18 protein-coding genes are annotated in these 18,552 nt (G+C 31.4%); 9 read left to right on the top strand and 9 right to left on the bottom strand.

Translation table 11 applies throughout. The features are described from left to right. Window positions 1-37: 37 nt before the first annotated feature. Genes ACOSP6_RS12880 through ACOSP6_RS12860 form a run of 5 tightly spaced genes read right to left on the bottom strand, consistent with a single transcriptional unit; the run spans window position 38 to window position 4,682 of the window. On the bottom strand, window positions 38-883 hold the full coding sequence (locus ACOSP6_RS12880) for a biotin-dependent carboxyltransferase family protein (RefSeq protein WP_422094316.1): 846 nt from the start codon (window positions 881-883) through the stop codon (window positions 38-40). Beyond that, window positions 876-1,604, bottom strand: a complete 729-nt coding sequence (gene pxpB / locus ACOSP6_RS12875) for a 5-oxoprolinase subunit PxpB (protein WP_422094315.1) — start codon at window positions 1,602-1,604, stop codon at window positions 876-878. The genes ACOSP6_RS12880 and pxpB overlap by 8 nt, the downstream gene beginning before the upstream one ends. Continuing rightward, window positions 1,597-2,325, bottom strand: coding sequence for a 5-oxoprolinase subunit PxpA (pxpA, locus tag ACOSP6_RS12870; protein WP_422094314.1), 729 nt, complete (start codon window positions 2,323-2,325; stop codon window positions 1,597-1,599). The genes pxpB and pxpA overlap by 8 nt, the downstream gene beginning before the upstream one ends. Next, window positions 2,315-3,541 (bottom strand): Nramp family divalent metal transporter, encoded by a 1,227-nt coding sequence (locus ACOSP6_RS12865; RefSeq protein WP_422094313.1) that lies wholly within the window; start codon window positions 3,539-3,541, stop codon window positions 2,315-2,317. The genes pxpA and ACOSP6_RS12865 overlap by 11 nt, the downstream gene beginning before the upstream one ends. After that, complete coding sequence (locus tag ACOSP6_RS12860; protein WP_422094312.1) at window positions 3,534-4,682, bottom strand: DUF2891 domain-containing protein; 1,149 nt, start codon at window positions 4,680-4,682, stop codon at window positions 3,534-3,536. The genes ACOSP6_RS12865 and ACOSP6_RS12860 overlap by 8 nt, the downstream gene beginning before the upstream one ends. 197 nt (window positions 4,683-4,879) lie before the next feature. Between ACOSP6_RS12860 and ACOSP6_RS12855 the strand changes: the two genes are divergently transcribed. Continuing rightward, window positions 4,880-5,893: a TlpA family protein disulfide reductase gene (locus ACOSP6_RS12855; RefSeq protein ID WP_422094311.1), complete on the top strand. Its 1,014-nt coding sequence runs from the start codon at window positions 4,880-4,882 to the stop codon at window positions 5,891-5,893. A 52-nt stretch (window positions 5,894-5,945) separates the two neighbouring features. On the opposite strand, the gene ACOSP6_RS12850 is transcribed toward ACOSP6_RS12855, so the two are convergent. After that, window positions 5,946-7,316 (bottom strand): hypothetical protein, encoded by a 1,371-nt coding sequence (locus tag ACOSP6_RS12850; RefSeq protein ID WP_422094310.1) that lies wholly within the window; start codon window positions 7,314-7,316, stop codon window positions 5,946-5,948. 394 nt (window positions 7,317-7,710) lie between these two features. Here ACOSP6_RS12850 and ACOSP6_RS12845 point away from each other — a divergent pair, with 394 nt between their 5' ends. Continuing rightward, complete coding sequence (locus tag ACOSP6_RS12845) at window positions 7,711-10,113, top strand: T9SS type B sorting domain-containing protein (RefSeq protein ID WP_422094309.1); 2,403 nt, start codon at window positions 7,711-7,713, stop codon at window positions 10,111-10,113. A 52-nt stretch (window positions 10,114-10,165) separates the two neighbouring features. Here the strand turns inward: ACOSP6_RS12845 and ahcY are convergent, their stop codons facing one another. After that, window positions 10,166-11,482, bottom strand: a complete 1,317-nt coding sequence (ahcY, locus tag ACOSP6_RS12840; protein ID WP_422094308.1) for an adenosylhomocysteinase — start codon at window positions 11,480-11,482, stop codon at window positions 10,166-10,168. A gap of 62 nt (window positions 11,483-11,544) precedes the next feature. Between ahcY and ACOSP6_RS12835 the strand changes: the two genes are divergently transcribed. The 6 genes from ACOSP6_RS12835 (at window position 11,545) to arfB (ending at window position 15,165) form a co-directional block, all read left to right on the top strand. Next, window positions 11,545-12,171, top strand: a complete 627-nt coding sequence (locus ACOSP6_RS12835; protein WP_422094307.1) for a 4'-phosphopantetheinyl transferase family protein — start codon at window positions 11,545-11,547, stop codon at window positions 12,169-12,171. A 107-nt stretch (window positions 12,172-12,278) separates the two neighbouring features. Then, on the top strand, window positions 12,279-13,235 hold the full coding sequence (locus tag ACOSP6_RS12830; RefSeq protein WP_422094306.1) for a hypothetical protein: 957 nt from the start codon (window positions 12,279-12,281) through the stop codon (window positions 13,233-13,235). 31 nt (window positions 13,236-13,266) lie between these two features. Continuing rightward, complete coding sequence (locus tag ACOSP6_RS12825) at window positions 13,267-13,527, top strand: thiamine-binding protein (RefSeq protein ID WP_422094305.1); 261 nt, start codon at window positions 13,267-13,269, stop codon at window positions 13,525-13,527. Beyond that, window positions 13,511-14,140 carry a nicotinamide riboside transporter PnuC gene (gene pnuC / locus ACOSP6_RS12820; protein WP_422094304.1) on the top strand — a complete coding sequence of 210 codons (630 nt, stop codon included), beginning with the start codon at window positions 13,511-13,513 and terminating at the stop codon, window positions 14,138-14,140. The genes ACOSP6_RS12825 and pnuC overlap by 17 nt, the downstream gene beginning before the upstream one ends. Beyond that, a complete protein-coding gene (locus ACOSP6_RS12815) occupies window positions 14,104-14,757 on the top strand; it encodes an AAA family ATPase (RefSeq protein WP_422094303.1) in 654 nt (217 codons plus the stop codon). The genes pnuC and ACOSP6_RS12815 overlap by 37 nt, the downstream gene beginning before the upstream one ends. Window positions 14,758-14,760: 3 nt before the next feature. After that, window positions 14,761-15,165, top strand: a complete 405-nt coding sequence (gene arfB / locus ACOSP6_RS12810; RefSeq protein WP_422094302.1) for an alternative ribosome rescue aminoacyl-tRNA hydrolase ArfB — start codon at window positions 14,761-14,763, stop codon at window positions 15,163-15,165. Here the strand turns inward: arfB and ACOSP6_RS12805 are convergent. Continuing rightward, entirely contained in the window at window positions 15,162-15,551 is a 390-nt protein-coding gene (locus ACOSP6_RS12805) for a hypothetical protein (protein WP_422094301.1), read from the bottom strand. The two genes, arfB and ACOSP6_RS12805, sit on opposite strands and share 4 nt — an antisense overlap. A 314-nt stretch (window positions 15,552-15,865) precedes the next feature. On the opposite strand from ACOSP6_RS12805, the gene ACOSP6_RS12800 reads away from it, so the two are divergent. After that, window positions 15,866-18,199 (top strand): TonB-dependent receptor, encoded by a 2,334-nt coding sequence (locus tag ACOSP6_RS12800; RefSeq protein WP_422094300.1) that lies wholly within the window; start codon window positions 15,866-15,868, stop codon window positions 18,197-18,199. Between the two features lie 54 nt (window positions 18,200-18,253). Here the strand turns inward: ACOSP6_RS12800 and ACOSP6_RS12795 are convergent, their stop codons facing one another. After that, complete coding sequence (locus tag ACOSP6_RS12795) at window positions 18,254-18,550, bottom strand: hypothetical protein (RefSeq protein ID WP_422094299.1); 297 nt, start codon at window positions 18,548-18,550, stop codon at window positions 18,254-18,256. Between the last annotated feature and the right edge of the window lie 2 nt (window positions 18,551-18,552).

The raw sequence follows: 18,552 nt of genomic DNA, 5'->3' as shown, positions 1-18,552 counted from the left end.
AACACTTCTTTCAAGAGGTGTTTTTTTTGTTTCAATGCTAAATTTTCAGAACTACTTTCTCTCCTGTTGTTTTCTGTGCTAAGCGATTAACTGCACTCGCGGTTAATTGCAGAACTCTAGGATAACCTCCTGTTACTTGGCAATCTCGCATTAGAATAATTAATTCACCAGAAGGCGTTAATTGTACTGTTCCTGGAAGCACACCTGATGATAATATAGAAGGTAATTCATTTTCGATTTTTTCTGATAACATATATCCCATTCTACTATTTTTAGGAGAAATGGTAAACTCTGAATTTAAAAGTTTTGTTTGCTCCTCATTAGTTAGTAAGTGAAATTCTGGTCCTTGAAAACACTCTATTTCCGAACTTTTGAAATGTTCTAAGTCTATTTTAAATCGTGAGTAATTATTCATTGAAGCTCTTTTATTTGAATTGAACACATCAATTATATCTCCTTTTTTCAGATTAGATTCAGTTGTGATTCCTTTATAAAAACTTCGGCTTCCAAATACCTTTTCAGAATTAATTCCACCTTGAATAGCGAGATATGTTCTTAATCCGTAAACTCTTTTCTCTAAAGAAAAAATTCCTCCTCTTTGAATATGAACTCTTTTATTCAATGAAATAGGTTTTCCGTTTACATGAGGTGAGAAATTAGCTCCTGAAACACAAATTTCACAAGCTTGTAAAAACTCAAACTTCACATTTCCATATGTTATTTCAATAGCAGCTGCATTCAATTCGTTATTTAGAATAGCATTTGCTAGATGTAAAGATTGTACATCCATAGCTCCTGAAGTTGGGATACCAAAATGTGCAAATCCAAATCTGCCTTCATCTTGAATTGAAGAAAAAATTCCTGGAGAAATAACTTTAATCATGAATTACGGTTTTTATTAATTCATATTGATTCAAAGACATTTCAATCTCTATTCTTTTAAACTCCTCAATTGAAATTGGTTTAAAACGTAATTGATCTCCAGATTTAGCGAAACATGGAACCTCCTCATCTCTATTAAAAAAGTTAATTGGAGTTCTTCCTATGATATGCCAACCACCAGCACTTTCTTGTGGATAAACTCCTGTTTGCTTCCCTCCTATTGCAACGGAACCTTTAGGAACATTCAAAAGTGGAGTTGCTTTTCGGTTTACTTCCAAAGAAGCATCTAAACCACCCAAATAAAGGAAACCTGGCAAAAAACCGATAAAATAAACTGTATAATCTACACTTGAATGTTTTTGAATAATCTCATCAACAGACAAGTTCAGTTGATTCGATAAATTCTCAATATCAAAACCTAAATTAATATCATAACAAACTGGTATTTCCCAACGGAATTTTGTGTTTTGTGATTTTACATTTCTCTCCTTGTAAAAACTTTTCAATTCTTCTATTTCTTGAGAGAAGTTAACATCATTATTATATTTTAAAAGTAGAGAGTTGTAACCAATAATGAAATCAACAATTTCTGATTTCTTTATTTCAAGAATATTACTCTTGAAGTTATTGATATCTTCAATAATTTTTGGAGATATTTTATTTTTCCAAGTCAGTAGAATTGCCTTTTCTCCAAAACGATCAAACTTGATTTCCTCAATCATTTTGTGAAAGTTTCATTCGAATAAACTTGAGTAACGTTAAAGCATTTTTATGATCTCCATGTATACAGAATGTATTTGCCTTTATCTTTACTTTTTCACCTTGTATAGAAATTAGCTTTTCATCTTCAATCATTGATTTTAATTGCTTCCAAGCCGATTCATTTTCTTCAATAATTGCATTTGGAAGTGTTCTCGACACCAAAGACAAATCATTGTTGTAATTTCTATCTATAAAAGCTTCATACATTACTTGAATTCCATTCTCTTTGGCTAATTCTGAGATTACAGAATTATAAGGTGCATACAAAAAAACAGGATATTCCAATCGAACTAATTCATCTATAATAATTTCAGCATAACTCTTCTCTTTAGCTGCGATATTATACAAGGCTCCATGTGGTTTTACATGATGAAGTTTTAAATTATTTTTCTCAGTTATGGTTTTTACTAAATCTATTTGATTTCGAATGCTAAGTTTTAAATCTGCCATCGGAATAGCCATCACTTTTCTTCCAAAATTTTCACGATCCGGAAACGATGGATGAGCTCCTATTTTAACTTTGTACTCTTTGGCTAAAACAACTACAGCTTCAATAACCTCCTTACTTCCTGCATGTGCAGCACAAGCAATATTGCAAGAGTCTAGATAAGGCATTAAATATTGTTCATTATTTAACCCTTCTCCAACATCACAATTAATATCTATTTGTTTAATAAACATTTAAAACTTTTAGAATACTTTTTAATCCAAGAAAAATCGTAAACACGAGTAAACACAATCCTATAAAGTTTTGCAATTTGGTATTCTTAAACTTTCCTAAAACAGACTCTTTATTCATTACCCAAAGTAAAATTCCAGCAATTAACGGCAATAATAAACCGTTAGCTACTTGAGCAACTTTAATTATTTGAATAGGTTTTATTCCTAATGAGGAAAATAAAATTCCGAGGATAAGAATGAAAATCCAAACTCTTCTAAACTTTGAAGATTGTAAACCGCCAGTCCAACCCAAACAACCTTTAGCGACGTAAGCAGCAGCTAAAGGAGCTGTAATTGCCGATGTAATTCCCGCTGCAAACAATCCGATTGCTAAAAAATACTTTGCCATGGCTCCGTAAAGTGGTTCTAAACCTTTGGCTAAATCCGCTACATTTGAAACCGCATCAGAATTTATACTAGCTGCTGAAATAATAATTGACATCGAAACAATTCCTCCTAAGGCAATAGAAACGATTGTATCTTTTTTTACACTAGAAATATCTTCCGGTTTACTCCACTTTTCTTTTACCAGAGAAGCGTGTAAAAATAAATTATATGGAACAACTGTAGTTCCGACAAGTGCAATTACAGTAAGAATTCCGTTTTCAGGAAGCGTTGGAATGAATAATCCTTTAAAAATTTCAAGAATGTTGGGTTTTGTAATAATACCTGTAATCAAAAATGACAAGCTCATTATGATAACTAGAGTTACAAGGATTTTCTCTAGAGCTTTATAAGTTCCAATATGTAATAAAAAAAAAGCTACAAGTCCAATAACAATGCTTAAAACATTCACATAAAACGGACCCATCATATAACTCTGATTTCCTATAATCGTCTCCAATCCTAAAACACCACCACTAATATTTCCAGCTTCGTACAATGAGTTTCCGATAACAATTGCAATTAATATGAGTACGATTAAAATATTTCTGAAGACAGGATTTTTAACTTCTTCTCGAATAACCTCAGACAAACCTTTTTGAGAAATAATTCCTAAACGAGCCGCCATTTCTTGTAGGAAGATAGTAGCTAATATGGAAATGAGCATTGCCCAAAGTAAGCCAAATCCAAAATTTACACCCGCCAATGTACAAACGGTAACCGTTCCTGGGCCAATAAATGCAGCAGCTACTAAAGTACCTGGACCAATGTTCTGAAAAAACTTTTTAATCATCTTTAGACGATTTTAATGCATAAATCGCAAAACTGCCTAACCAATGCCCGCCTTCATAACTGTCACCAACTAAATTTGGTAATGAATATTCTATATGTTGATTAGCAATCCTCTTTAAATGATTTAACTTTGGAGAACCTTCAATAATCTTATTCAATGCCCAAGCTCTCGAAAAATTCACACCATCTAAATGAACCAATTTTCCATCAGTTCTATCAGAAACTTCTCCCACTGGAAATTGAAAGTTTACATCTTTCAGTTGAGGAAGAAATTTATCGAACCATTCATTAAATAACTCTTTAGATAAAACGCGTTTCATTATCGCTGCTTCATGTAAACACGGTGAAAGAAAGTCAAATCCACTTGGTTCCCAAGATAATGGACAGTTCTGGTCTTTTAAATAAAAAGCTTTTGCTCTTGTTTCGATTAACAATTTCAATTCTCTATTATTTGTAGTATTTGCATAATCCCAAGCAAAAGTTAATCCGAATGCAGTATTTGTATGTTCTCCTACTCTAATCGGATACTTTAATTTCGGTAAAAACTGAAAATACTTCCCTACAATTAAATCTGTAAGAGGTTGTAAGTTATTCTCAAGGGTTCTGGCTGTTTTATCATCCCAAGTATGTAATTCTTCGGCTAATTTTAGTAACCAAGCCCAACCATACGTTCGTTCGTAACTCTTATTATATTTTCCATAAAAGTACTTGACCTCTTTTTCAATATTCTTTTTAGAAATATTTTGAAGTAACTGTGCTTTAATCGTTTCAGCATTATCAAGATTTGGAAACTGTTTTAATAGCGCTACCAAACTCCAATGTCCATGAACAGAAGAATGCCAATCAAAACAACCATAAAATGCGGGATGTAATTGTTTCGGTGATTTTAAATCATTACTACTCCCGATAGTCTGATTTAGTTTATTTGGATACTCCACATTGATACAGTGAATCGGTAAACTAGATAATTTATTCGCTTGTTCGAGAGTTAGTGACAAACTCTCTACTCCCACTATCTCAACTTTATCAACATTAATTGTTTTTGATTCTTTCGACTCTTTTGACTCTTTTACTTCAGTTTTTTCCGCTTGTCCACAAGAAATAAAGACTATTGAAACTAGGGATATAAAAAAAGATTTCATTTACATATAATTTGGTTGTTATAAATGTAGTGAAGTTAGAATAAATGAAATCATGAGTTTATAGATTTTTATCTTCTACTTAATAACTGATTAAAAGAAAATAATTTATTTCTTTATTTATAATCTATTGTGAAAATTAACATAATTATTCAAATGAAATCCATAGCTTTAAGCTTTTAACCAAAAACTAAAAATTAATGAAAAAGCTAATTTATTTTGTAGCTATAATTATTACTGCCTTATCCTGTAAAAGTGAACCAAATGATTTTGTAACATTATCTGGAAAAATTTCAAATAAAAACTCAGACTCTATTATTATTAGTGGGGCTAAAAATTATAAAAAAACCATTAAACTTAACAAGGATGGAAGTTTTAGTGACACTCTGAATGTAAAAACTGAGCTTTATTTTCTTTCTTCTAATGGAGCATATGTGCAAATATATCTAAGAAACGGAATGGATCTAAATATTACTTTAGATGCTAAAAACATTTATGAAACCATATCTTTTACCAAATCTCTTAATCATGAAAACATACATTTATCTAAAAGCACTTTAAAATTTAGAACCTTCTTAAAAAATGCTGATAAACTCTTAGCACTTCCTCAAGAAGATTATGATTCTAAAATGCGATCATTTACTGATAATATCATAAAAGAGTTAGATACTATTACTACAGACACAATATTTATCTCTTTGCAGAAAAAGAGGTTAGAAGAGGTAAAGAATCAAATTGAAAAGGTACGTCAAAATAGGATAGCTATTAATAAAAAACTAGCTAAAGGTTTGGTATCTCCAGTTTTTGAAAATTATGAAAATTTTAAAGGAGGAACTACTTCTCTTTCGGATTTAAAGGGAAAATATGTTTATATTGATTTGTGGGCTACCTGGTGTATTCCTTGTAAAAAAGAGATTCCTTTTCTAAAAGAAGTAGAGAAAAAATTCCACGATAAAAACATTGAGTTTGTAAGTATTTCTATTGATAAAAGTAAAGATCATGATGCTTGGAAAAAAATGGTTTCCGATGAAAGCTTAACAGGAATGCAGTTATTTGCTGATAATGATTGGAAGTCTAAATTTATAAAAGATTATATGGTAGCTACTATTCCGCGTTTTATATTAATAGATACTAAAGGAAATATAATTGATTCTAATGCTCCAAGACCTTCAGATCCCAAACTAATTGAATTATTTAATTCTTTAAATATTTAAAATTCTAACTTTATATAAACTAAAAAAGCTCGCTAATTGCGAGCTTTTTGGTTTATTTTTTACTTAACATTTCTTCAATCTTCGTAAGCCTATCTTGTAATTCTTGATTCTCCTTTTCCAGTTTTTGAAGTTTTGAGTCTTGCTTTTTTAAGGCTTTAATTTCTTTTTCTTGTTGAATTGTATAAAGCGTTAGTTCCTCTATTTTTTCCAATAATTTTTTGTTCATTTCTCCTAACTCAATTCCATTTTTCTCAACTTCCACAGCAGAAGGAATATTAGCTAAATGACCATTCTTAGTAATTTGCTCTTCAACCTCTTCTAAAGTTGATAATTGATAATCATTAGCAAAAACATAATCTGGCCAAGTTGACTGTAATTTTACCGTAACTTCTTCAGAAATCATTTTCCCTGCGACAGCTAGTTTAAAACCAGAAGGAATATCAGTCGTTCCGATACCAACATTCCCTCCCAATGGGTTTAAGGCTAATCTGTAAGCTGCATTGGGATAAGCACTAAGTGAATGCCTAGTTTGTATCCAACTAGCACCATTCATATCTGCACTTGCTCCCATTGCTAATTCAGTATTTCGACCCACTATTGCGATAGCTCCAGTTTTATTACCTGATAGACCCGCATTTGAACTATGTTTAACCACAAGTTTAGCTTCGGTAGGATCCGTAGTACCAATACCAACTCTACCTCCTGTTTTAATAACCATCCATTCTTTAGACAATCCATCAGTAGGAGTATGACCTCTAAATACAAAACCACCATCGGTATTACCATTAGTTCCATTGCTATCCTCCATTTGAAAAATAATTCCATCGTTATATTGCCCAAAGTAATTTGAATCTCCTAAAAGTTTAAACCCTTCTCCTATCTGAGAATATATACTTCCATTTACGTGTAATCTAGCCTTAGAAGTTGTTGTACCGATACTTAAGTTTCCGCTAGAAAAATAATGAATTCCATTACCTTCCATTTTCAACAACTTTGAAGACTTTACATCACTCATATTATCTAATAAAGTTCTCCAGTTATTATAATCTCCCTTTACACCATTTTCTGCTGTGTGCTGCGCATATCTACTTATCCTAAAGTACATCTTGTTAGTAACTGCACCGAAGTAAATATTATTCTCCCAATGACTTGCACGACCATTAATTGCAAGTAAAGTACCCCATGCATTATTATCCGGCGAAGATCCTCCAGGCCTATATGTATTATAATCATCAAATAATTTTATACTCATTGGAGATATTTGAGTTCTAGGCATTTTAGAGAAATCAAAAAGTTCCATTGGAAATTTATATTCTTTAGCTGTAACTTTTCCAGTAGTTGTATTATCTCCCGTATTTGTCCACTGGGCATGTGTAACCATTGCTAAACCAATAGCGATAGTCGTTAAAATTGACTTTTTCATTTAAAAGTTTTTACAAGTTTTTACAAGTTTAATATCAATTCATAGCTAAATGAAGTTCCCGTTTTTCAAATAGCGAATTTTCTGCAAATATATAAAAATCAATAATCAAAGACTCACTTTTGGTAAGAGTTTATGTTGAATTATTTAATCATTAAAAAACATCTAAAAACCAAAAAGACTACTTCAATTGTTTCACTACTTCGTTAGGACGTTTTCTAATTAGTATCGAAAATGCTATAGTTTGCATGAACTTTCAACAGTAAGTCCAATATCTTTACCTTAATCGTTGCTTAACTCAGCTAATTCAACCAACTTTATTTACTTAATTTGAATTTCTCGATTTTGGAAACATGATGCTAAATTATTACATTCGTGTAAAAATTAATTTGCTATTATGAGAATCGGAAAAGGAATTCCTAGAAGAAAATCTTTTGCTAAGATTTATTTCATTTTATTTTTCTCTTTATTTTTCAATAATACTTTTGCCCAAACACCTTTATTCTCAGGTACTCCTGTTAGTGATTCTGGTTTTTCAAACAATATAGGGAGCGCAAACACTAGTAGAAATGTAGCCATAGATATGAACGGAAATATATTTGTCGTATATGCCACCCCCTCAGAAATCAGGTTAAGTAAAAGCACGAATGGAGGTCAGAGCTTTTCGCCAAGTATACTTGTCAGTTTGGCGGATAATGCAGAGCCTGAACTAGCCGTAAATGATCAAGGTACTGTTTTTGTTGCCTGGATTGAAGATAGTCAAGTAAATCTATTTTCAAGTAATGATGGAGGAAATTCCTTTAATACTTCTCAAGTATTTGGAAATATTTTTAGCTCAAGTGTTCATATGTCTACAAGTCAGAATAATGTGTATATAACTGATCAATCTGGAACAACTCTTTATTATAATAATAACAATGGTATTGGTACATTCAATACTACTTCTACTGGAATCTCAATGGTTTATGCTGATGTATTAACAGACCAAAATGGTAACGTTTACTTACCTATGGACAATCCTAGCTTAGTTTTATTTGAAAGTGTTAATCAGGGGGCTTCATTAACCGGTATTAATTTAAACCCTCCTGGGCAGGTATTTTATTCTAGTTATGCTCTTAGTGATGGCCCATGTGGAACTTTTATTTTTGTAGGTGGCGGAAATATAAGCCCTTCAGAAACCTTAGGTTATAAAATTGATGTAGAAACTGGAAATACAACAGAAATTACTTTAGGTAATAACTCGATAACTTCAGAAGGAAGAACTTTATATGCCGATAATAAAGGAACTTTAATTGATGGTTACAGAAACGATAATGGAGGCTTAATGCTTAATGTTAGTACAGATCAAGGAGCTACTTTTAACACACCTATTTTAGTGGCTCCTGGTGGTAGTCATAACATAGCTAGAAGTCCTACTACAAATAATATTGTCGTTGTTTATGAACAAAGCGGACAGATTTTCTTAACCGTTTATGATGATTTATTAAAAAACATTGAATTAATAGAACCTAATCCGCAACTGGAATTGTGTGCGGGTGACTCTTTTGATGTTTCTTTTACTTTATCTGGAATATTCAATTCCAATACAACTTGGACTGCTGTTTTAAGTGACGAAAACGGAAGTTTTACTAATTCTATTAATCTCGGAACCATTACAACAAATAATGATGGAACTATAAATTGTACACTTCCTAACACACTAATCAACAGTTCGGAATATCGCCTTTTAATTGAATCTTTAGACAATTGTATTCAAAGCAACGCAATCAATATAACCGCAGGAGCTCCCCCAATTATTGGTCCTAGGACAACATGTATGAATCAAAACATTCAATTATCTAGCTCGGGCACTCCAAACGAAACAACTCCTTGGACCTCCTCAAACCCGTCAATTCTTAATATTGATAATACTGGAAATATCACTACAATTGCTCCTGGTACTGCAGAAATAACTTATATGACTAAAAACGGTTGTTCTTCCAATATCACTTTTGAGATTTTTGAAAATCCAGAAACAAATGAAATAGTTACACTGAGAAACTGTGATGCAAACGATAATGGTATTGGTACTTTTAATCTAACAGATGCAAATCAACATATAGTTGATAATTCAAGTATTTTTAATATCAGCTATTTCGAATCTATCGAAGAAGCAACAGAAAACCTTGATGAAATTCCAAATTTCACATCTTATGAAAATGAAATTCCAAATACAGATACAGTCTGGGCAAGAGTCGAAAATGATAATGGATGCGTCGCATATACCGAAATACATCTAATTGTAAGTAGTTCTATTAAATATAATACTGAAATTAAAGATAATTCTGAGAACAACTCTATTAATATTATCATAGAAAATTCTGATGTATACAATTTCGAATTTAGTTTGTTAGATTCAGAAAATAATGTTCTAGTATCTTTTCAAGATAACCCTCTATTTGAAAATCTAAATATTGGAATATATACTATATTAATAAGAGATAAATTTGGATGCAATCTCGAAACTCAAGAAGTTTCTTTATTAAGTATTCCTACTTTTTTCACTCCTAACAATGATGGGGTAAATGACGTATGGTCAATTGAAGGCTTAAGTCCTACATTTTATCCAAGTGGTAACATTTATATATATGATAGGTTTGGTAAAACTATAGCTATGCTCCTACCAGAAAAACCTACTTGGAACGGAATTTATAATGGAGATATTGCTCCCTCAAACGATTATTGGTTTTTAATAAATCTAGTAGATGTTTTTGGAAAAAAAAGAGAAGTTAAAGGCCATTTTAGTTTATTAAGAAAATAAAAAAGACCCGCAAAAAGCGAGTCTTAATTTATACTATAATAAAATATTAATCTTAGTATCTGTAGTGTTCTGGCTTATATGGGCCTTCAACAGTTACACCGATATACTCAGCTTGATCTTGACGTAACTCGGTTAACTCAACTCCAATTTTAGCTAAGTGTAATTTTGCTACTTTCTCATCTAAGTGCTTTGGTAACATGTATACATCATTCTTATACGCATCAGCATTATTCCATAATTCGATTTGTGCTAATGTTTGGTTCGTAAATGAATTAGACATTACAAAACTTGGGTGACCTGTTGCACATCCTAAGTTTACTAAACGTCCTTCCGCTAAAATGATAACGTCATTTCCGTTTACGTTATATTTATCAACCTGAGGTTTGATTTCAACTTTAGTATTTCCATACTTTTCGTTTAACCAAGCCATATCGATTTCATTATCGAAGTGTCCGATGTTACAAACAATCGCTTTATCTTTTAAAGCTTCGAAGTGCTCACCACGAACGATATCTTTATTTCCTGTAGTTGTAATAACGATATCTGCATTTCCAACAACAGTTTCTAATTTCTTCACTTCAAAACCGTCCATTGCAGCTTGTAAAGCACAAATTGGATCAATTTCAGTCACCGTAACAATCGATCCCGCTCCACGGAAAGAAGCAGCTGTTCCTTTTCCAACATCTCCATATCCACAAACAACAACTCTTTTTCCAGCTAACATAACATCAGTAGCACGACGAATTGCATCAACTGCAGATTCTTTACATCCGTATTTGTTATCAAACTTAGATTTCGTTACAGAATCATTTACGTTGATTGCTGGCATTGGTAAAGTACCATTCTTAACTCTTTCGTATAAACGGTGAACACCTGTAGTAGTTTCTTCAGATAAGCCGTTGATTCCTTCAGCTAACTCAGGATACTTATCCAATACCATGTTTGTTAAATCACCACCATCATCTAAAATCATGTTTAATGGCTTTCTATCTTCTCCGAAAAATAACGTTTGCTCGATACACCAGTCAAATTCTTCTTCGTTCATTCCTTTCCAAGCATATACTGGAGTACCAGCAGCAGCAATTGCAGCAGCAGCTTGATCTTGAGTAGAGAAAATATTACAAGAACTCCAAGTAACTTCAGCTCCTAAAGCTTGTAATGTTTCGATTAAAACCGCAGTTTGAATAGTCATGTGTAAACACCCTGCAATTCTTGCTCCTTTTAAAGGTTGTTCATCTTTGTACTCTTCACGTAAACTCATTAAACCTGGCATTTCAGCTTCTGCCAACTCAATTTCTTTTCTTCCCCAATCTGCTAAAGAAATATCTTTAACTTTGTAAGGAACATACGCAGCTGTTTTTGTGCTCATATTTTTGTATATTTATTATATTCTGTTTTGAGTTGCAAAATTACAAAATAACTTTCGAAATCATGCCTCTATATAAAACAATCAATATTAACAAGCATTCTAAAGTTTTGATTTGGAAGATTGAAGAGTCTTTCGACACACTTTCTGAAGGAATTGAGTTGACTCCGCAAAGCGCTGATCGTGTATCTCAAATGAAATCAGAAATACATCAAAGAGGTTTTTTAAGTATTCGTCATTTATTAAAAGAAGTTGGCTACACTGACAGTGATTTATTTTACGATGAGTATGGAAAACCACATTTAAAAGACGGAACTCAAATTTCCATTACACACTCCTTTATATTTTCGGCATTAATTGTTTCTAAGGAGAATAAAGTTGGAATTGATATTGAAAAAAGACGAGATAAAATTGTGAAAATTGCGCATAAATTCACTCCAATTGAAGAATACAAATCGATTGCTAATCATGATGCTCTAGTTAGTAAATTGACTATCGTTTGGGGCGCAAAAGAAAGTTTGTATAAAATCTACGGAAAGAAAAAATTACTTTTCTTAAATCACATGTATATAGAAGATTTCTCTTTTGATACGAGTTCGACTACGGGAAAAATATTATATGAAGGTGTTACTTCTGAATATGATATTCATTTTGAAGAAATAGAAGATTTTACTTGTGTTTATGCTTTTTAATTTCGAAGAAGGAAAAGAGGCTAAAGAAAAGAGAAAGAATTATAACTAAACGGATTTTGGTATAAGTTTTGATTTTGTTCTGCTCATAACTTAAAAACTAAATTACTATGAAATTACAATACCTAATATTTATTAGTCTAACAATTTTATTCTTCAATTGTAAAACAGACAAATTAGAACCATTTGTTTCAAAAAACCATTTAGAGAGTTTTCAAACTGAAAAACCACAGTTTTTCGATTTAGATACTTTAGAGTACAAAACGATTATAGGGAAACATGGTACAAAAATTATGTATTATCGAGAACTTTTTGATACTATTTATAAGGATCCTATTCAATTAGAATTAATTGAATTATATGATTTTAAAGAAATTCTTTATCGAAACATACCTACAATAACAACGAAAGATGAGTTATTAGAAACATCAGGGGTCTTAAAAATTAAATTTACTTCTAACGGAAAAGAACTTGAAATTAGAGAAGGTAAAAAACTATTGGTTTACCCACCTGATGGCAAGCTTAAAAACAATGATATTTTCTTATCGGAAAAAGATTCACTAGAGTCAATAAAATGGGAGATTACAAATCAAAATTTTGCATATTTTGAATTATACATAGGCGGCGGAATTAGTAAACAAATTATAATTCCTTCAGACTCCCTTGAAACTTTTACTAAACGAGAAAAAAAGCGGAGAGAGGAAATAGCGAGAAATGAAAAAATACGATATGAGTTAATTACTAAAAGTAATTCATTTATTCTGAAAAATATAAAAGACAGATGGATTAACATTGATAGATTAGTTAATCCCGAGAAACAAATTTCTTTTAGAATTAAAGAAAATATAAACTTTTCAGGTTTTAATATTTATGTCATTTACAAAAATCTAAATTCATTTATTAGTTATTCTGTATCAAATGATCTTTTATTCTTTCCAGAAGTCCCAATAATTGGAAAAGTTAAACTAATCGCCATTGGTGAAAATTTAGAAGGAACATTCTATGATGAAATAAGTTTAAATATGAAAAAAACTTCAAAACAAAATCTGAAAAAACTATTTGAATAATAGTCTTTATTTTTGCAGGAAATACTATTCAATGAAAATATCAGTAGAGTTAACGCTTACTCCGCTTCAAGATAATTTTGAAGAACCCATTATTAATTTCATCAAGAAACTTAGAGCTTCTGGTTTAACTATTCTTGAGAATCCTTTAAGTACTCAAGTGTATGGAGATTACGATAAAGTAATGCAACTATTAACTTCAGAAGTTAAAAAAGCTTTTGAAAACATCGATAATGGTTTATTGCAAATGAAAATTGTAAAAACTGATAGGAGCGATTATGAACCAAATTTTTGATTTTCTTTTTGGACAATATGCAGAATCTAGCGCATTAGATGTTACGCTAGAAATTATAGCCGTAATTTTTGGTTTTCTTTCTGTTTGGTATTCTAAGCAAAATAAAATTTGGGTTTTCCCAACTGGAATGATAAGCACTGCAATTTTCGTTTATCTTCTTTTGAAATGGGGATTGCTTGGTGACATGATGATTAACGGTTATTATTTCATCATGAGTGTTTATGGCTGGTATATTTGGACTCAGACTAAAAATGGACAAGTAGTACATCCAATTTCAAGAACTACTTCAAAAGAGAAGAAAATAAGCGTCGCCATTTTTATAGCTACCTTAATTTTTGTTTATTTTATTTATGTTTCTTTTGATAAATGGACAAGTTGGACAGCTTATGTAGATACCGTAACTACGGCTATTTTCTTTGTTGGAATGTGGTTAATGGCAAGAAGAAAAATTGAGAATTGGATTTACTGGATTATTGGTGATATTATTTCAGTTCCTTTATACTTTTATAAAGGGTTTACATTTACCAGTTTTCAATATTTAATATTTACCTTTATAGCAATAGCAGGATATTTAGCATGGAAGAAAAGCTTAGACAATCCGAAATTAACTTAGTAAAAGTAGTTTTATTTGGTCCAGAAAGCACTGGAAAAACTACACTTTCTCGACAACTTGCCAGACATTACAACACCGTTTGGGCACCTGAATATGCAAGAGAATATTTGCAAGACAAGTGGAATAACGAACGTAAAACTTGTGAAGAAAGTGATTTAATTCCGATTGCCGTTGGGCAAATACATTTAGAAAACTCTTTAGCAAAAAAGGCCGATAAGCTATTAATTTGCGACACAGACTTGCTAGAAACTAAAGTCTATTCAGAAGAATATTATGGAGGTTTGGTTGATCCGTTATTAGATGAATACGCTATTAAAAACACCTATGACATTTACTTTCTAACTTATATAGATACTCCTTGGGAAGAAGATGATTTAAGAGACAGACCTGAACAACGTGAAGAAATGTTTAATGCTTTTAAAAATACTTTAGAAAAGTATAATCGTCCATATGTACTATTAAAAGGAGATAAAGAAACACGATTAAAAAAAGCCACGGAAATTATTGACGATTTAATCTCAAAAAAAGAGAATTTATATTCTTACTCCGATTCTTTAATTGATTTAGATTTGCATTTTTTACATCAAAATATTGATCCAAATACATTAATGCACTAAGTCTTGGATAAAAGTATCATTCAAACCGAAATACAATTTAAAGCTACAAGAAGTTCTGGTCCGGGTGGTCAAAATGTAAACAAAGTTGCTTCAAAAGTTGAATTGTATTTTAATCTAGAAAATTCAGAGGGATTAAAAAATGAAGAAAAAGAACTCATCAGGAAAAAGCTTGAAAAACGAATTTCCAAAGATGGAATTCTGATACTTACTTCTCAAGAAAGTCGTTCACAACATAAAAACAAAGAAATTGTAACTCAACAGTTTTTTCAGCTATTAACTTCAAGTTTAGCGCGACCAAAAACGAGAAGAGCTACTAAACCTACCAGAAGTTCAATTGTAAAAAAAGCGGAAAATAAAAAAAGACAGGCTCAAAAAAAATCGTTACGTAAAAAACCTCGTTTAGATTAAGATTGCATTTTTTCTAAGTACTCTCCCATCTTTTTATGAACAATGTTTACTGCCTTTAGAGGACGAACCATAACCTTTATTTCTTGAAGCTTTCCGTCTTTATTAAACTTAATCATATCTACTCCATTAACAATAATCCCATCAATTTCGGTTTCAAACTCTAAAAAGGCATTTGTATCATCACTTATTTCTCGAATATATTTAAAATTATCATTCGCAATAATTTGTGAAGCAGCCATCAAATAAATAGAAACCATAAATTGCCCCTCTATTGGTTTAAATACTACAGGTGAATATAATTCGGCATCATCGGCAATAAAATCACTTAAACCATCTGTATTTCTTGTTTTTACGAAATTGCGCCATACATCTAAAGCTTTCATCATTTTGAGTTTGAAGTTTATAATAATAAAGCTACAAAAAAATAACAATGTTGTTTTTTATTCCAAATTTCCAATATAACTTTGCTCCGTTCTCATAAAGGGGTGCCAATTAAGGCTGAGATCATACCCATTGAACCTAGAACAGGTAATGCTGTTTAGGGAAATGAACGTTTGAAATTGAATTGAAATTAATTTTTCAAACGTAAAAGTGATAATATATTTCACAATAATTATTCAAACAACAAAAACGAATAATTACCTCTTTTTATTCACTTATTTTTAAAATGACGTTTTTAAACATTTGTAAAAGAGTGAAGATGCTAGTATCTCTTTTACTATTTTCAATTTCATTAACGGTTCAAGGCCAAACTAGTGTTATTTCAGGTAAAGTAGTTGATAGTAATTCAAATCCTTTAAATGGGGCAAGCGTAATTATTCGCGATATCAAAAAAGGATCTATCACTGACGCTGATGGTAACTTTACATTAAGAGTTCCGGAAGGTAAACATTTGGTAGAAGTATCTTTTGTTGGGTTTAGAACTATTAAAAAAGAAGTTGCTTCAGGAACGAAAGATATTGTAATCAAATTAATTTCGGAAGATGAAGTTTTAGATGAAGTTTTAGTTTCATCTATTCGTGTAAAAGCAGACGCTCCTGTAACTCACTCGAACTTATCTAAAAAAGAAATTGCTAAGCGTAATTTAGGACAAGACATTCCGGTGTTATTAAACTATTTACCTTCTGTGATATCTTCCTCTGACGCTGGAGCAGGTATTGGATATACGTACATGAGAGTTCGTGGTTCAGATGCCACAAGAATTAATGTTACTATTAACGGAATTCCTTATAACGACCCTGAAAGTCAAGGAACATTTTGGGTGAACTTAGGAGATTTTGCTTCATCCACTCAAAGTTTACAATTACAACGTGGGGTTGGAACTTCGACTAACGGATCTGGAGCTTTTGGTGCTAGTTTAAACATTTTAACTGATGCTATTTCTGAGGAAGCTGGTGGAGAAATTTCAAACGCTTTTGGATCTTTCGGAACTCGTAAGCACACTGTTAAATTCACTACAGGAAGAGTAAACGATCATTTCGAATTTTCTGGTCGTTTATCTAATATTTACTCTGATGGATATGTAGATCGTGCTTTTACTGATTTAAAATCATACTTTTTACAAGGAAGTTATTCTGATGACAACACTTTAATTAAAGCAGTTGTTTTTGGAGGATCAGAGCAAACTTACCAAGCTTGGTTTGGTTTAACTGCTCAAGAATTAGCAGAAAATCGTCGTCAAAATCCATACACATACGAGAATGAAACAGATAACTACTGGCAAGATCATTATCAATTACACTGGAATGAAAAGTTCAGTGACAAATTATCTACAAATATTGGTTTAAACTACACGCGTGGAAAAGGATACTTTGAGCAATATAAACCAGGTGAGTCTGCTGCTGACTTTAACAACTTAATTGTTGATGGTAGTGATGTCATTGTTCGTCGTTGGTTAGATAATCATTTCTATGTTTTTAATGCTTCTGCAACATATACTATTGATGGATTAGAAATAATAGCTGGTGGGTCTTATAGTAATTATACAAATGATCATTATGGTGAAGTAATTTGGGGAAGTGACTTAGCTCCGAATGTAAATATTAGAGATCGTTACTATTTTAGTGATGCTAAGAAGCATGATTTAAGTTCCTTCATTAAAACTAATATTAGACTTAATGACAAGTTAAATGCTTATGTTGATTTACAAGGAAGGTTTGTAAACTATAGAACTGGAGGATTAAACTCTGATAGAGTTCCTTTAGATATTGATAAAGATTTTAATTTCTTCAATCCAAAAGCTGGATTAACATATCAATTAAATGAAACTAACAGTTTCTATTTATCGTATGCAAGAGCAAATAGAGAGCCGAACAGAAACGACTTTGAAGGTGGAAATACACAACATGAAACGTTAGATGATTTTGAGTTAGGATGGCGTTTAGCTACTGATAATGTAAAAATAAACACGAACTTGTTTTACATGGATTACACGAACCAGTTAGTATTATCTGGAGCTATTAATAATGTTGGAGAGCCATTAAGAGAAACTAGTGGAAGTAGTTTCCGTTTTGGATTAGAAGTTGATGCCGATATTACTTTAACTGAGCAGGTTTCTATTAAACCAAATTTAGGATTAAGTACAAATCAGAATAGAGATTTTAATGCTCCAATTGATGGAGTTATCGAAAACTTAGGAAATACAAATATTTCCTTTTCTCCAAACGTTATTATTGGAAACTCTTTAGTTTATAAACCTACAAATAACTTTCAAATTGCATTTTTATCGAAATATGTTGGAGAGCAATTCATGGGGAATTTAGGAGGACGTATTTCTAATAATGAAAAACTAGAGGGATATTTTACAAGTGATTTGAATATCGTTTACGAATTAAAAACGAATAAAATATTTGATTCAATTGTATTTACTGGTTTGGTAAACAACATTTTCAATAAAGAATATGTAGACAGAGGATACTATTTCTTCTACGACGATACATGGTCAAATCCTGGCGTAACCACTACTATTGATGGCGCAGGATATTATCCGCAAGCAACGATTAACTTCTTAGCGGGAGTTACATTCAAGTTCTAATTATAGAATGTTTTTAACCAAAAAGGCCGAGTAAAAACTCGGCCTTTTTTATTATTAAAACAATGAAGTTAAAATTGTAAAAATTATAAATATTGGATATCCATAAACTGATATATAGTATTTATAATCCTTTTCCTCTTTATTGTTTACACTTAAAACTGTGAATACAATACCCACTGCAAACAATAAACTTGTTAAAAGTGCAAGTGGTAACTTCTTAAGATAAAACACATCTGGTTTATCTGCAAATGATTGATAAGCAGTTATTAAATAAGCTATTACCGTATTTAACAGTATCACGTAGATTAATAATCTAAACGACCAGTTTTTATAATTAGTTTGTTTCTTCAATG

The organism is Tenacibaculum sp. MEBiC06402 (assembly GCF_049239625.1).
In the GTDB taxonomy this organism is placed as follows: domain Bacteria; phylum Bacteroidota; class Bacteroidia; order Flavobacteriales; family Flavobacteriaceae; genus Polaribacter.
Note: the sequence above shows the minus strand (reverse complement) of the source record. Positions and strands in the feature narration are given on the sequence as shown.

Excerpts from the sequence above, each read along its gene's own strand:
- ACOSP6_RS12805 (WP_422094301.1), bottom strand. The coding sequence starts at position 15,551 with ATGATGAAAGCTTTAGATGTATGGCGCAATTTCGTAAAAACAAGAAAT.
- ACOSP6_RS12880 (WP_422094316.1), bottom strand. The coding sequence starts at position 883 with ATGATTAAAGTTATTTCTCCAGGAATTTTTTCTTCAATTCAAGATGAA.
- ACOSP6_RS12850 (WP_422094310.1), bottom strand. The coding sequence starts at position 7,316 with ATGAAAAAGTCAATTTTAACGACTATCGCTATTGGTTTAGCAATGGTT.
- ACOSP6_RS12835 (WP_422094307.1), top strand. The coding sequence starts at position 11,545 with ATGCCTCTATATAAAACAATCAATATTAACAAGCATTCTAAAGTTTTG.
- ACOSP6_RS12815 (WP_422094303.1), top strand. The coding sequence starts at position 14,104 with ATGGAAGAAAAGCTTAGACAATCCGAAATTAACTTAGTAAAAGTAGTT.
- ACOSP6_RS12800 (WP_422094300.1), top strand. The coding sequence starts at position 15,866 with ATGCTAGTATCTCTTTTACTATTTTCAATTTCATTAACGGTTCAAGGC.
- ACOSP6_RS12825 (WP_422094305.1), top strand. The coding sequence starts at position 13,267 with ATGAAAATATCAGTAGAGTTAACGCTTACTCCGCTTCAAGATAATTTT.
- pnuC (WP_422094304.1), top strand. The coding sequence starts at position 13,511 with ATGAACCAAATTTTTGATTTTCTTTTTGGACAATATGCAGAATCTAGC.
- ACOSP6_RS12845 (WP_422094309.1), top strand. The coding sequence starts at position 7,711 with ATGAGAATCGGAAAAGGAATTCCTAGAAGAAAATCTTTTGCTAAGATT.
- ahcY (WP_422094308.1), bottom strand. The coding sequence starts at position 11,482 with ATGAGCACAAAAACAGCTGCGTATGTTCCTTACAAAGTTAAAGATATT.
- pxpA (WP_422094314.1), bottom strand. The coding sequence starts at position 2,325 with ATGTTTATTAAACAAATAGATATTAATTGTGATGTTGGAGAAGGGTTA.
- ACOSP6_RS12855 (WP_422094311.1), top strand. The coding sequence starts at position 4,880 with ATGAAAAAGCTAATTTATTTTGTAGCTATAATTATTACTGCCTTATCC.
- ACOSP6_RS12860 (WP_422094312.1), bottom strand. The coding sequence starts at position 4,682 with ATGAAATCTTTTTTTATATCCCTAGTTTCAATAGTCTTTATTTCTTGT.
- ACOSP6_RS12830 (WP_422094306.1), top strand. The coding sequence starts at position 12,279 with ATGAAATTACAATACCTAATATTTATTAGTCTAACAATTTTATTCTTC.
- ACOSP6_RS12865 (WP_422094313.1), bottom strand. The coding sequence starts at position 3,541 with ATGATTAAAAAGTTTTTTCAGAACATTGGTCCAGGTACTTTAGTAGCT.
- pxpB (WP_422094315.1), bottom strand. The coding sequence starts at position 1,604 with ATGATTGAGGAAATCAAGTTTGATCGTTTTGGAGAAAAGGCAATTCTA.